Source organism: Aeromonas sp. 160P (genome assembly GCF_055193095.1).
Genome location: NZ_JBUXKV010000001.1, coordinates 1,154,903 through 1,168,369 on the forward strand (window position 1 = coordinate 1,154,903; position 13,467 = coordinate 1,168,369).

The window sequence follows — 13,467 nt, forward strand, 5'->3', positions numbered from 1 at the left end:
CCACGGGAGTAGCCGATTAGTTCCTCGAGGAACTAGTTTGGTTGTTTGAGCAGCCCGGAAGAGGCACCCGCATAGTCACGAGGCGGAATACTTGGCTCGTCGACTACTTTTGCCGGAGTTTCTTCTACCAGCGACTCACGAAATAGCGGTTCCTGTGCTTTGGCCAGGAATTTGCTCTGCTCTGCCATGTGGCGATAGAGGCTCTGATATTGCTCGGCAAGTTGTTCCATCAGCGCGGCGCTATCGGCGAAGTGGGTATTGATTTGGCCCTGGTAACTTTCGAGCTCCTTGTGGGCCTTTTTCAGCTCCTGCTCCAGGCGACCGGCATCCCGGCTACGCACTGAAAAACGACCGAGGATGATACCGATAATCAAGGCCGCGACAGCCAGCAGGATCCCAGTTAACAGACTCATAGATGCTCCTTGTTACAGCTAAAACAGTATGGGTTTATGCGGTTGGCAAAACCGCCATGCCTTGATGGCACTATACCGTGCGTCCTGAGGCCGTGATACCATTTTGTCCTCTATTCAGGGACTTGGAGAGGCGTTCAGGGATGACACCGCAGGAAAAATACCAGCAGGATCTGCTGCGCCCCGGCTTTGTGGCCGACCCCGCGCAGGGGATGGCGATCAGCAGGCTGGAGCGACTGTATCAGGATTTGCAGCGCAGCCCGACTCCGACCAGATCCAGGAGGCTGTTTGGCTGGTTGCAAAAGCCCACGCCACCGGAGCCTGTCCTTGGTATCTATATGTGGGGTGGAGTGGGCAGAGGCAAGACCTGGCTGATGGATACTTTTTTCGACAGCCTGCCGGGGGGGCGCAAGATGCGCAGCCATTTCCACCGTTTCATGCATCGCATCCATGATGAACTGCAGGGGTTGAGCGGCCAACCTGATCCGCTCAAACTGGTCGCCAGCAAGCTTGCCAGCGAGACAGACATCATCTGTTTCGACGAATTTTTTGTCTCCGACATCACCGATGCCATGTTGCTGGGCACCCTGTTTCAGGAGCTGTTTTGCCATGGTGTGGTGCTGGTTGCCACCTCAAATATTCCGCCGCAGGATCTCTATCGCAACGGGCTGCAGCGAGCCCGTTTTCTGCCGGCTATCGCGCTTATCGAGCGCCATTGCGAAATACTTAACGTGGATGGTGGCGTCGATTATCGCTTGCGCACGCTGGAGCAAGCCGAGATTTATCACTGTCCGCTGGATGTGCGGGCGAAAAGCAATCTTGACCACTATTTCCAGCAATTAACCGGTGGAAACGAGGCCCGCGAGGGGAGTGTGGAGATCAATCATCGTCAGTTGACGTCACTGGGGATGGGGGAAGGGGTGATCTACATGGAGTTCGAGCAACTTTGTTGTACTCCCCGTTCCCAGAACGACTATATCGAGCTGGCCAGACTGTTTCATACCGTCCTGCTGGCCAATGTGCAGCCAATGGGGAATGGCACGGATGACGCGGCCCGCCGCTTTATTGCTATGGTCGACGAGTTCTACGAACGGCACGTTAAACTCATCATGTCGGCGGCGGTTCCCATGACAGAACTCTACGGCGAAGGGCTGCTGAATTTCGAATTCAAACGCTGTCTTTCGCGGCTTCAGGAAATGCAATCGCACGAATACCTTGCCAGAGAGCACCTTCCTTAGTCACAATACCGCGCCTGCCAGTCGGATGGGCATCTGCGGCAGGTAGGGCTGGGCGAGATTTGCTAGTGTCATGGCAGTGAAATTAGCAGGTGATATTTAAGGCAACTTCACTTATAATCGCCCGGCCCACGTTACAGCTGTCGATAAGACAGCGACACTTTAAGCTTTACTTGTATTCGAAGGGGTACAGGTAGGCCATCGTTTGTTGTTTGTGGGAGAGCCCCCATAAGCAATTGGGTCTGTAACAGGTAATTGGGTTTAACTTAATGAAAACTTTCGTTGCCAAGCCAGAAACCGTAAAACGTGACTGGTACATTGTGGACGCAGAGGGTAAAACTCTGGGTCGTATCGCAACCGAGATCGCTTCTCGTCTGCGTGGTAAGCACAAAGCTGAATATACTCCGCACGTTGACACCGGTGATTACATCATCGTTGTAAACGCTGAGAAGGTACATGTAACCGGTAAGAAATTTACCGACAAAATCTACCATTCTCACTCCGGTTTCCCGGGTGGTATCAAGTCAATCAGCTTCGACAAGCTGATCAAGCGTAAGCCGGAAATGGTAATCGAAGCTGCTATCAAAGGTATGCTGCCGAAGGGTCCTCTGGGCCGTGCCATGTTCCGTAAACTGAAAGTTTACGCAGGCGCCGAGCATGCTCATGCTGCTCAGCAACCTCAAGTACTGGATATCTAATCGGGAACTGGCAACATGGCAGAAAATCAATACTACGGTACCGGCCGTCGCAAAAGCTCCACTGCTCGCGTATTTATCAAAGCGGGTAGCGGTAAAATCATCATCAACCAGCGCTCCCTGGAGCAATACTTTGGCCGTCCGACTGCCCGTATGGTAGTTCGTCAGCCGCTGGAACTGGTTGAGATGACCGAGAAACTGGATCTGTACATCACCGTTAACGGTGGTGGCATCTCTGGTCAAGCTGGTGCGATCCGCCACGGTATTACTCGTGCTCTGATGCAGTACGACGAAACCCTGCGTGCCGAACTGCGCAAAGCTGGCTTTGTTACTCGTGATGCCCGTAAGGTTGAGCGTAAGAAAGTTGGTCTGCACAAAGCTCGTAAGCGTCCGCAGTACTCCAAGCGTTAATTCGCTGCTGGTACTCGCTCTTTCGAGTGTCAAAAAAGCCTGGCAATTGCCAGGCTTTTTTTATTGGTAAAATTACCGACATCAATGCTAACCACGCGTCACAAAAGACAAAAATTTGTTTCTTTATTGTTTTCATTGCACACCTCTCTTTCTTGTCAACTTGTTATATTTTCTTTAAAATTTACCCTGTTTTCTGTGGCGATTGTAAATCCAGCTTCCGCCGCTGTTGTCACAGGAAAAATGGGGAACAGGGACACTATAAGAATGTGCGGAGTCCACATGGGAGAGTTTTTGGATGAGCAATGCGCCAGTTGATACCGGTCGCCGCAGATTTCTTACCTGGTCAACGGTTGCCGTTGGCGGGGTGGGAGCTGCGTTTACCGCAGTGCCGTTTATTAAATCATGGAATCCGAGTGCCAAGGCCAAAGCAGCCGGTGCACCGGTTGAAGTCGATATCAGCAAGTTGGAACCGGGCCAGCTCATCCGTGTCGAGTGGCGAGGTAAACCGGTTTGGGTGGTGAAGCGTACCAAGCAGACACTGGATGCGCTGGCGACCCACGATGGCCAATTGCGGGATCCTTCATCTGAAGAGCCACAGCAACCTGACTATGCCCATAACGGCTATCGATCCATCAAGCCCGAAATTTTTGTCGCTGTGGGTATTTGCACCCACCTGGGGTGTTCACCCTCGTATTTGCCGGATAACTTTGGCGAGCAGGTAAAGGGAGTCACATCCGGCTTTTTCTGCCCGTGCCACGGCTCCAAATTCGACATGGCTGGTCGTGTGTTCCAGGGGGTGCCTGCACCATTGAACCTGGTCATTCCACCGTACCAATATCTTAGCGACACCACCATTCTGGTCGGTGCCGATGGCAAGGAGGCCTGACCATGTTGAGTAAACTGATGGGCTGGATCGACTACCGCTTCCCGCTCACTGCCATGTACAACGATCACATGGCCAAGTACCCGGCACCGAAAAACCTGAACTTCTGGTACTTTTTTGGCTCCCTGGCGATGTTGGTGCTGGTCAACCAGATCATCACCGGCATCTGGCTGACCATGAACTACAACCCTTCCGCCGAGGGCGCATTTGCTTCGGTTGAGTACATCATGCGGGATGTGGAGTACGGTTGGCTGTTGCGTTATATGCACTCCACTGGTGCCTCTGCCTTCTTTGTTGTGGTTTACATGCACATGTTTCGCGGCATGATTTATGGCTCATATCAGAAGCCTCGTGAACTGCTCTGGATCTTCGGCATGCTGATCTTCCTGGTGCTGATGGCGGAAGCCTTCATGGGCTATCTGCTGCCCTGGGGGCAAATGTCCTTCTGGGGCGCCCAGGTTATCATCTCGCTGTTTGGTGCCATTCCGGTCATCGGTGACGATCTGACCCTGTGGATCCGTGGTGACTATGTCATTTCTGGTGCGACCCTGAACCGCTTCTTTGCGCTGCACGTCATCGCGTTGCCGCTGGTGTTGGTGATGCTGGTTGCCATGCATATTCTGGCGCTGCATGAGGTGGGTTCCAACAACCCGGATGGCATCGACATCAAGAAGCATAAGGATGCGAAAGGCTGGCCGTTGGATGCGGTGGCATTCCACCCTTACTTCACTGTGAAGGACATGATTGGCGTGGCAGGTTTCCTGTTCTTGTTCTGCGCCGTTATCTTCTTCAAGCCGGATATGTGGGGATACTTCCTCGAGAAGCCTAACTTTGAAGTGGCCAATGGGCTGAAGACCCCGGCACACATTGCACCAGTGTGGTATTTCACGCCGTTCTACGCCATTTTGCGGGCGGTACCGGACAAATTGCTGGGTGTCGTCATGATGGGACTTTCCATTGTGGTGCTGTTTCTGCTGCCTTGGCTGGATCGCTGCAAGGTGCGTTCGGTGCGTTATCGCAGCAAGCTGCACAAGCTGAACATCGCCCAGTTTGTGGTTTGCTTCGTGATTCTGGGGATCCTCGGGGTGCTGCCGTCGACGCCGACGCTGACGCTGATTGCCCAAATTTGTACCTTGGGTTATTTCGGGTTCTTTGTCCTGCTGTTCTTCTATAGCAAGAACGAAAGCACCAAGCCGTTGCCGGAGAGGGTTACATTCAAATGAAAAGAATCATATTTGCGGTGCTGACCCTGCTGCCGTCACTGGTGTTTGCCAATACAGGGGCAGTGCATCTGGACAAGGCTGAATACGACTTGAGTGATAAGGCCTCCTTACAGCGCGGTGTGACAACCTTCATGAACTACTGTGCTGGTTGCCACTCGACGCAGTATCAGCGTTACAACCGGGTTGCAGAGGATCTGGATATTCCGGAAGAGTTGATGAGGGAAAATCTTGTTTTCACCGGTGCCAAAATCGGTGAGTTAATGAAGATCTCCATGCCAGAGAAGGATGCTGCCAAGTGGTTCGGTGCGCCGCCCCCTGATCTGACCTTGGTTGCTAGGGTGCGTGGTGCAGACTGGATCTATACCTATCTGCGTTCTTTCTATGTGGACCCGACTCGCCCATTTGGCGTGAACAACGCAGTTTTCCCGTCCGTAGGGATGCCCCATGTGCTGGAGCCGCTGCAGGGTACTCCGCGGGCAGAGTTCGTGACCCACACGGTCGATGGGGTGGAAACCCAGCAGGTTGTCAGTATCAAATCTGACGGTAATGGCGAAATGAATGATGAAGAGTATGATAAGACGGTGCTGGATCTGGTAAACTTCTTGGTCTACTCGGCTGAACCGGTACAACAGGAGCGTGAACGTATGGGCTTCTGGGTACTTGGCTTCATCGTAATCTTCTTCATCTTCACTGTGCTGTTGAAGAAGGAATTCTGGCGCGACGTTCACTAAGCGACCAGAAGTGGGTAATATAATGCACGGCAATGAAGACCAAGATGCTTCATTGCCGTTTCTGCTTTTTAATGACGGGAGGGTTCAATGGCTGTAGCTGCCAATAAGCGTTCGGTAATGACGCTGTTTTCCGGTGCCAACGATATGTTCAGCCATCAGGTGCGTATTGTCCTGGCGGAGAAGGGTGTTAGCGTGGATATCTGCCAGGTTGACCCAGCTAACCTGCCGGATGAGCTGGCCGAGCTGAACCCGTACAACACTGTACCGACCCTGGTGGATCGTGAGCTTGCTCTTTATACCTCACGCATCATCATGGAGTATCTGGACGAACGCTTCCCGCATCCGCCCCTGATGCCGGTTTATCCGGTTGCCCGTGGTAACAGCCGTCTGATGATGCATCGCATCGAGCTGGACTGGTACTCCCTGGCTGACAAGGTCATGGCTGGAACTGATGCCGATGCTGCGCGCAACGAACTGCGTGACAATCTGCTGGCCATCGCCCCGATCTTTGGCGAAATGCCTTATTTCATGAGCGAAGAGTTCGGTCTGGTGGATTGCTACATGGCGCCGCTGTTGTGGCGTTTGCCGAGTCTGGGGATTGACCTCACCGGTCGTGGTGCCAAAGAGCTGAAGGCTTACATGGTTCGTCTGTTCGAACGTGAATCCTTCCAGGCGTCCCTGACCGAAGCTGAACGCGAGATCCGTTCTGGCGTATGAGTAGCGAGCCAACAATGACCCCGAGCCGCCCCTATCTATTGCGGGCGTTCTTTGACTGGTTGCTGGACAATGACCTGACCCCCCATCTGGTGGTCAACGTCAACCTGCCCCATGTGATGGTGCCGATGCAGTTTGCCCAGGATGGGCAGATTGTGCTGAATATCGCGCCTCGTGCCGTGATGCAATTTCACATGGACAATGATGCCATCAGCTTCAGCGCCCGCTTTGGCGGTGTATCCCAGCAGGTTTATATCCCGATGGCGGCTGTGTTGGCCATTCATGCCCGGGAGAACGGCGTTGGCACTATGTTCCCGCCCGAACCTGGTTATGATATTTGGCTGGAGCAGGCCGAGGCTCCGGTGGAGCCAGAGCCGGAACCGCCGCGTCCAAGCGGTCGTCCGACCCTGACAGTGATCAAATAAAAAACGCAGCCGATGGGCTGCGTTTTTTTATGCCGGTTTGGCTCAGTTCTGGGCGAATTCGAATGCCTTGATGACGCGTTTCACACCATCAACGTGGCGGGCAATCTCTACCGCTTGCTCCCCTTCTTGACGGGTTACCAGCCCAATCAGGAATACTTCACTGTTTTCAGTAACGACTTTGACCTTGGCGCTGTCAAAATTCTTGGTACCGAACATGTCGGCTTTTACCTTGGAGGTGATCCAGGAGTCATTACTGCGGGTGGTCAGGCTGGCCGGTTGTCCGAGGCGCAGCTCGTTGTAGACGTGCCGTACCCCTTCGATACGACCGACAATTTTGCCTGCCTCCAGCTTGTAAACGTCAGAAGGTGTCTGGCCAACCAGCAGGACGCGGCCATTGTTGCTGTAGACGCTGATCTTGCTGGTGGCGCTCATTGGCTTGTTGTCGGCCAGCTGGTTGGCGGCTTTCAACTCTATGGTCTGGTCATCCCACTGGGCACTCATGGTGCGACGATCGCCGGAAACCTTGGCGGTCCCCGCGGCACCGCCGACTACCACAGCGGCGCAGCCTTGCAGCAGCAACGAGCCAGCGACGATGCCAAGAATGAGGATCTGCTTGTTCATTGGTTCAATCTTCCTGTTGCGGGAAAAGTGTCTGATCGATGAGATCACAGAGACAGTGCAGGGTCAACAGGTTCACTTCCAGAATGCGAGGCCGACGGGCAGATGGCACGCGGATCTCCACATCGTTCGGGCCAAGCAGACCAGCCATCTCGCCACCGTCACCACCACTCAGCACCACTATGGTCATATCGCGGGAGAGGGCGGCCTCGGCGGCCTTGATCAGGCTGCGGCTGTGGCCGGAGGTGGTGATCACTACCAGAATATCGCCTGGTTGGCCCAGTGCGCGGATCTGCTTGGCATAGACCTCTTCAAAACCGTGATCGGTGGCGATGGCACTGATGGTGGCCATATCGGCAGTCAGCGCCATGCCGGGCAGGGAAGGGCGCTGGGTTTCGTAGCAGTTGACCAGCTCCGAGATAAACAGCTGCGCCAGTGCGGCAGAAGGACCGTTACCGCATGCCAGCACCTTGTGGCCATTGAGCAGGCAGATGGTGATCATCTGGGCTGCCGTATGGATGGCATCCGGCAGCGCCTCGGCGGCAGCTATCTTGGTCTGGATGCTTTCGGTGTAGTTTTCTTTAATGCGGTCAGTCATAGGGTCCTCTTAAAATGCGTTCCGGATCCAGTCTGGCTGGTCACCCTCGAACGCGATCACATCGAATCGGCAGGCCTGATGAGCCTCGTTGATGGCATGTTGCTTTAAATAGTGGCGCGCTGCCAGCACGATCTTGCGCTGTTTTGCGCGGGTGACCGAGCTGGCGGCTCCGCCATGGCTGCCGGTGGCCCGGTAGCGCACCTCAACAAACACCAGGGTCTGGCCCTGGTGCATGATGAGGTCTATCTCTCCGCCACGACAGCGATAGTTGCGAGCTACCGGTTGCAGGCCGCGTGCTTGCAACCAGCGTTCAGCCACTAGCTCAAAGTGCTGTCCCTTGCTCGTTGGTGAGGGGAACAGGCTCTGCAATTGCTGGCGCATCCGTTTCCATAGCTCCTTCACTGGATGGCTCCTCCAGTTGCTGAACAGCGTTCTCATCGACCAGCTTGCCGTTCTGGTAAGTGGCCCAGCTCAGCATCCGCACGATATTGCCCTGGGTATCCACGCTCAGTTGGCCGCTCATGCCCGCCTGTTGCATGCCACCGACCTTGCGCATCTGTTGCAGGTTTTCTGCCAGACTCACGGCATCGTAACCCATGGCAAACAGCCGCAGCAGGTCACCCTGGATCTGTGGCCACAGTAGCGCAATCTGTTCGCGCTGGGTTTCATAACCGCCAAGCAGCAGCGGCATGTCACCGATCCGCATGCCATTCAGCTCGGATGCGACTTCGGTGGCTGCACTGTCGTAGCCACGGGAGCTGCTGTAGATAGGCAGGCTACCCATCGGATTGACCGAGATATCCACATAGGGCTTGATCATCCGGGTTTCCAGGCTGTTGGCCACCATGTAAACGGCATCGATGCTGCGTGGCGCGGTGTCGGAAAGCTGAACCACCTCACCGGCACGGGCAGTCGAGCGACCGCTCAGGGCGTTTTTGACCATTCCCTGTACTTCATTGCGGGCGCCAAAGGTGGCAACAACCGGCTTATCCTGACTCAGGGTCGCCCAGCTCTGCTCGAAAGCCTTGATGCTGCTATAGCCGATCCGCCCCTGGGCGGCAATCAGCAATGGCTTGCGGTAGCCTTGCGCGTAGAGGTACTGGGCGGCCTGCGCAGCATCGGCAGCGGCTGAGAGGGAGAAGTAGTAAGTGGTGTCGTTGACGATCGGCTTGTCCAGCTCGTTGAGTGCCAGCACAGGTACGGTCGGATTGGCCTGCAGCAGCGCCTCGACCCGATCTTTGAGCAGCGGGCCGATAATCATGTCTGCCCCCTCCTGGATCGCCTGCTTGTAAAGATCGCCGATCGCCTTGCTCTGGGTGTCGTAGAAGTTCAGGGTGAATTGCCCCTGATTCTCTTTGTAAGACATCAGCATGCCGTTGCGAATAGCAGATCCTTGCGGTTCCAGGTTACCGGAGAGCGGCAGCAGCACTGCAATCTGCTGCACCGAGGTACTGGCAGTGGTAGCCAGATCGCCCAATCCTGCCGGCATATCTTTCTGGGCCGGGTGGTTTGGGAAGTCACGCTTCCAGCCTGCCAGTTGACGGGCCAGCAGGTTTGGCTGGGCGCCGAACTCGTTGACCAGTGCCGCCAGTCGCAGCCAGCCAGTGGTCACGTCAGGTGCCTGAGCCTCTTCCAGCGCTTGCAGGGTGGAGGGGGTCATGCTTTTCAGCAACGACCAGATCTGCTGATGGTTGGTCGCCTGCTCGCTCTGATTGAGGTAGGGCTCCAGTGCAATCAACGACTTGGCTGCGCCAAACTTGTTGTTGATGTCGAGCTGCAGCACCACGCGCTGGCGATACCAATCCTTCTGGGTATCGGCATCCAGCACTACCTCGGGTTTGCCTTCCAGCAGGATCAACGCCTGATTGGCATGGCCCTGCGCCAGCAGCAGATGGGCTTGCAGCAGTTGCAGCTGCGCCTTCTGGGCGGGCTCCTTGGCCTGCTTCTGCAATTGCTGGAACAGTGCCGAGGCCGGTTTGGCCTGGCCCAGCGCCAGATAACTGCGTGCCGCCAGCATCTGCCAGGTAAAGGCCTCGGCTGGCTTGGCCGGGTCCACCTGCTCAAGATACCACTGGGCATTCTTGGTCAGATTGGAGAACGCAGAGGGCATGCCTGACTGCCCTGATGGTTGATTGGGCTCCGACGCACAGGCGGCGAGCAGTACTGCCGCGAGTATGATGCCGAAGAGTCGTGATACACTTAGCTGCTTTGTAACCCGGTTCAAGTTCATTCCCCGACCAGTGTTGAAGTTAGCCATAGTGTAAACGGGCCAATATGGCGACACAATTGTCGGGACACTCGGAGATCCCATGAGTGACATCCCAACCCTGTATATAGTCCCCACTCCGATCGGCAATTTGGCGGATATCACCCAGCGTGCATTGAACATTTTACGCAGTGTTGATCTGGTGGCCGCCGAAGATACCCGGCATACCGGTATCCTGCTCAGTCACTACCAAATCTCGGTGCCCACCTTCGCCCTGCACGATCACAACGAGCAGCAGAAGGCCGATGTGCTGATCGGCCGGATCAAAGAGGGCAAGAGTGTTGCGCTGGTCTCCGATGCTGGCACCCCGCTCATCAGCGATCCCGGTTACCACCTGGTCACCCGCTGTCGCGAGGCAGGGGTCAAGGTGGTGCCGCTGCCCGGCCCTTGCGCTGCCATTACCGCCTTGAGCGCGGCCGGTCTGCCCACCGATCGTTTTGCCTTCGAAGGCTTCCTGCCCGCCAAGAGCAAAGGCCGTGACGATCGTCTGCAAGCTGTTATCGAAGATACCCGCTCGCTGGTGTTCTACGAATCGCCGCGTCGGGTGCAGGATACCGTTGAAGCGATTGCTCGCATTCTCGGCGAACGTCAGGTGGTGGTGTGCCGCGAACTGACCAAGACCTTTGAGTCGATCCACGGTCTGCCAGCCTCTGAAATGCTTACTTGGCTCGGTGAGGATGATAACCGTTGTCGCGGCGAGATCGTGTTGGTGGTGGCTGGGGCCAATAAGCATGAAGAGGACCTCCCTGCTGAGGCGATCCGCACGTTAGGGCTACTGGTGACCGAATTGCCACTGAAAAAAGCTGCCGCCCTGACCGCAGAGATCCACGGTGTGAAGAAGAATGCCCTCTACAAATACGGCCTTGAGCACTATTAAGTCGTGTGATCGTGCCTGCTGGCTGCTTTCTAACCGGTGCAAACCAGCGTGCCAGCAAACTTAGGCTCTCAAGTCAGAGTTGAGGTGCGATAGAAGCACGATAAATCGTTGTAAACAGGAATTGCCGGTTTACCCCGCCCGCATCGCAAGGCTATAATCCGCGCCTCGGAGTTGGCTGGGCAATCGCTGCTTCGTCGTTGTGTCCCTCGGGACAGACGGGCGGAGGGGAGGAAAGTCCGGGCTTCATAGGGCAGGGTGCCAGGTAACGCCTGGGGGGCGTGAGCCCACGACCAGTGCAACAGAGAGCAAACCGCCGATGGCCCGCAAGGGATCAGGTAAGGGTGAAAGGGTGCGGTAAGAGCGCACCGCGCGACTGGTAACAGTTCGTGGCACGGTAAACTCCACCCGAAGCAAGACCAAATAGGCCCCTATTGGCGCGGCCCGCGTTGGGGGCGGGTAGGTTGCTTGAGCCAGTGAGTGATTGCTGGCCTAGAGGAATGATTGCTACCCGGGGCAACCCGGTACAGAACCCGGCTTACAGGCCAACTCCGACCTCATTCCGAAGAGCCCTGCGATTAATCGCAGGGCTCTTTTTTTGCATATAGGAATATGGCCGCGCTGAACGAAGAAATGGGCTTTCTTGCAATTTATCGGCAATTAATTTGTTAAATCAATGAGATATATTTATTTTGCTTCGAGTATTTGTCTGATGACTCGCTGATTTGTGGTATCGATTGATTACTTATCAACGTATTTCATTAACTTATTGCAATAAATACGCTGAGTTTTACCACAAATAACTTGTGGAAAATCAACCCACTCAACCAGCAGTGTCCAAATGCTGCGTCAATATGTTCTCTCTGTCCCATCTCCTTGCTTGAAAAGCCCCTTCCACGTCCTTAAACTTCATGGTGGGGAAAAGTGGATCAAAGTGGTTTTTAGAGGGGCAATCAGCTCGCTCACTCACCTTCAGGGACTGCAATTTGTTGCGTGGCGCTCATGCCATCAGCCTGGACAGTAAAGGGCGGCTGGCTATTCCGACCAAATTCCGTGATTGGCTGCGCTCTGAGCGCGACGGCCAGCTGGTCTGCACCATCGATATTGCCCATCCCTGTCTGCTGCTTTATCCCCTGAACGAATGGGAAGAGGTTGAGCGCAAGCTCAAGACTCTCTCCAGCATGAATCCGCAAGAGCGCCGTTTGCAGCGGCTATTGCTGGGGCATGCAACCGAATGCGAGCTGGATGGCAATGGCCGTCTGCTGCTCAGCCAGCCACTGCGCAACCATGCGGGGCTGGACAAGAAAATCATGTTGGTGGGCCAGCTCAACAAATTTGAGCTGTGGGATGAAGCCCGCTGGCAACAACAGGTCAATGACGACATCTTGGGTCTGCCCGGGGACGATTGGGCAAGCTCACCACGACTACAGGATTTCTCTTTATAAATGACCCAAGCCGCTGAACACATCACAGTGCTGTTGCACGAAGCCGTCGCAGGTCTGGACATCAAGCCGGACGGCGTTTACGTCGATGGTACTTTTGGCCGTGGTGGTCATTCTCGTCTGATCCTGCAGCACCTTGGCCCCAATGGCCGGTTGATTGCCATCGACCGCGATCCGCAGGCGATTGCCGAGGCGGCCAAGATCCAAGATCCCCGTTTCGAAATCGTCCATGGTCCCTTCTCCGGTATCGCCTCTTATCTTGATGAGCGTGGCTTGCTGGGCAAGGTGGATGGCTTTTTGCTGGATCTGGGGGTTTCGTCTCCCCAGCTGGACGATGCCGAGCGCGGATTCAGCTTTATGAAAGATGGTCCGCTCGATATGCGGATGGACCCCACCTCAGGCCAAAGCGCTGCCCAATGGCTGGCCAAGGCTGATGTGGATGACATCGCCTGGGTGCTGAAGACCTTCGGTGAGGAGCGCTTTGCCAAGAAGATCGCCCGCGCCATCGTCCACGATCGCGTTACCGAACCTTACGTGCGTACCCGTCAGCTGGCGGAGATGATTGCCCGGGTCAACCCGAGCAAGGAAAAAGGCAAGCATGCTGCAACCCGCAGCTTCCAGGCCATCCGCATCTATATCAACAGCGAGCTGGACGAGATTGAAACCGCGCTCAACGGTGCGCTGGAGGTGCTGGCACCCCAAGGGCGTCTGTCGGTGATCAGCTTCCATTCACTGGAAGACCGGCTGGTGAAGCACTTCATCCGCAAGCATGAAAAAGGGCCGGAAGTGCCTTACGGTATTCCGTTGACCGAGGCCCAGCTGGCTGGCGGTCGCAAATTGAAGGCGGTGGGTAAGGCGCTCAAGCCATCTGACTCTGAAGTGTCTGAAAATAGCCGCTCGCGCAGCTCGGTGCTGCGCGTCGCAGAGCGGTTGGCGGAGTAA

General features: G+C 55.4%; 16 protein-coding genes and 1 other RNA gene. 12 read left to right on the top strand and 5 right to left on the bottom strand.

Annotated features, from left to right (window positions below):
• Nucleotides 1–32: 32 nt before the first annotated feature.
• Nucleotides 33–413 carry a Z-ring associated ZapG family protein gene (locus ACY8FN_RS05475; RefSeq protein WP_042019615.1) on the bottom strand — a complete coding sequence of 127 codons (381 nt, stop codon included), beginning with the start codon at nt 411–413 and terminating at the stop codon, nt 33–35.
• A gap of 140 nt (nt 414–553) precedes the next feature.
• Here ACY8FN_RS05475 and zapE point away from each other — a divergent pair, with 140 nt between their 5' ends.
• The 8 genes from zapE (at nt 554) to ACY8FN_RS05515 (ending at nt 6,727) form a co-directional block, all read left to right on the top strand.
• Complete coding sequence (zapE, locus tag ACY8FN_RS05480; protein WP_463099427.1) at nt 554–1,648, top strand: cell division protein ZapE; 1,095 nt, start codon at nt 554–556, stop codon at nt 1,646–1,648.
• A gap of 266 nt (nt 1,649–1,914) precedes the next feature.
• The gene (rplM, locus tag ACY8FN_RS05485) at nt 1,915–2,343 is read left to right on the top strand and encodes a 50S ribosomal protein L13 (protein ID WP_042019612.1); all 429 of its coding nucleotides are present in this window, start codon (nt 1,915–1,917) and stop codon (nt 2,341–2,343) included.
• Nucleotides 2,344–2,358: 15 nt separating this feature from the next.
• Nucleotides 2,359–2,751, top strand: coding sequence for a 30S ribosomal protein S9 (rpsI, locus tag ACY8FN_RS05490; RefSeq protein WP_042019610.1), 393 nt, complete (start codon nt 2,359–2,361; stop codon nt 2,749–2,751).
• 295 nt (nt 2,752–3,046) lie between these two features.
• Entirely contained in the window at nt 3,047–3,637 is a 591-nt protein-coding gene (gene petA, locus ACY8FN_RS05495) for a ubiquinol-cytochrome c reductase iron-sulfur subunit (RefSeq protein ID WP_101326135.1), read from the top strand.
• Nucleotides 3,638–3,639: 2 nt separating this feature from the next.
• Nucleotides 3,640–4,857 (top strand): cytochrome b, encoded by a 1,218-nt coding sequence (locus ACY8FN_RS05500; protein WP_463099428.1) that lies wholly within the window; start codon nt 3,640–3,642, stop codon nt 4,855–4,857.
• On the top strand, nt 4,854–5,588 hold the full coding sequence (locus ACY8FN_RS05505; protein ID WP_463099429.1) for a cytochrome c1: 735 nt from the start codon (nt 4,854–4,856) through the stop codon (nt 5,586–5,588). The genes ACY8FN_RS05500 and ACY8FN_RS05505 overlap by 4 nt, the downstream gene beginning before the upstream one ends.
• An 87-nt stretch (nt 5,589–5,675) precedes the next feature.
• Complete coding sequence (sspA, locus tag ACY8FN_RS05510; protein ID WP_068978373.1) at nt 5,676–6,305, top strand: stringent starvation protein SspA; 630 nt, start codon at nt 5,676–5,678, stop codon at nt 6,303–6,305.
• On the top strand, nt 6,302–6,727 hold the full coding sequence (locus ACY8FN_RS05515) for a ClpXP protease specificity-enhancing factor (RefSeq protein WP_042019602.1): 426 nt from the start codon (nt 6,302–6,304) through the stop codon (nt 6,725–6,727). The genes sspA and ACY8FN_RS05515 overlap by 4 nt, the downstream gene beginning before the upstream one ends.
• A gap of 42 nt (nt 6,728–6,769) precedes the next feature.
• Here the strand turns inward: ACY8FN_RS05515 and dolP are convergent, their stop codons facing one another.
• The 4 genes from dolP to ACY8FN_RS05535 are packed head-to-tail and all read right to left on the bottom strand — an operon-like array spanning nt 6,770 to nt 10,053.
• Entirely contained in the window at nt 6,770–7,348 is a 579-nt protein-coding gene (gene dolP, locus ACY8FN_RS05520; RefSeq protein WP_042019599.1) for a division/outer membrane stress-associated lipid-binding lipoprotein, read from the bottom strand.
• A 4-nt stretch (nt 7,349–7,352) separates the two neighbouring features.
• Complete coding sequence (locus ACY8FN_RS05525; RefSeq protein WP_042019598.1) at nt 7,353–7,943, bottom strand: D-sedoheptulose-7-phosphate isomerase; 591 nt, start codon at nt 7,941–7,943, stop codon at nt 7,353–7,355.
• A gap of 9 nt (nt 7,944–7,952) precedes the next feature.
• On the bottom strand, nt 7,953–8,324 hold the full coding sequence (locus tag ACY8FN_RS05530; protein ID WP_463099430.1) for a YraN family protein: 372 nt from the start codon (nt 8,322–8,324) through the stop codon (nt 7,953–7,955).
• A complete protein-coding gene (locus ACY8FN_RS05535) occupies nt 8,266–10,053 on the bottom strand; it encodes a penicillin-binding protein activator (protein ID WP_463099431.1) in 1,788 nt (595 codons plus the stop codon). Before ACY8FN_RS05535 ends, ACY8FN_RS05530 begins: the two co-directional genes overlap by 59 nt.
• A 199-nt stretch (nt 10,054–10,252) precedes the next feature.
• Here ACY8FN_RS05535 and rsmI point away from each other — a divergent pair, with 199 nt between their 5' ends.
• From rsmI to rsmH, 4 genes are all read left to right on the top strand, one after another.
• A complete protein-coding gene (rsmI, locus tag ACY8FN_RS05540) occupies nt 10,253–11,086 on the top strand; it encodes a 16S rRNA (cytidine(1402)-2'-O)-methyltransferase (protein WP_042019593.1) in 834 nt (277 codons plus the stop codon).
• A gap of 167 nt (nt 11,087–11,253) precedes the next feature.
• Nucleotides 11,254–11,640: RNase P RNA component class A (gene rnpB, locus ACY8FN_RS05545), an RNA gene on the top strand.
• A gap of 429 nt (nt 11,641–12,069) precedes the next feature.
• Nucleotides 12,070–12,528, top strand: coding sequence for a division/cell wall cluster transcriptional repressor MraZ (gene mraZ, locus ACY8FN_RS05550; protein WP_042058663.1), 459 nt, complete (start codon nt 12,070–12,072; stop codon nt 12,526–12,528).
• A complete protein-coding gene (rsmH, locus tag ACY8FN_RS05555) occupies nt 12,529–13,467 on the top strand; it encodes a 16S rRNA (cytosine(1402)-N(4))-methyltransferase RsmH (protein ID WP_101320343.1) in 939 nt (312 codons plus the stop codon).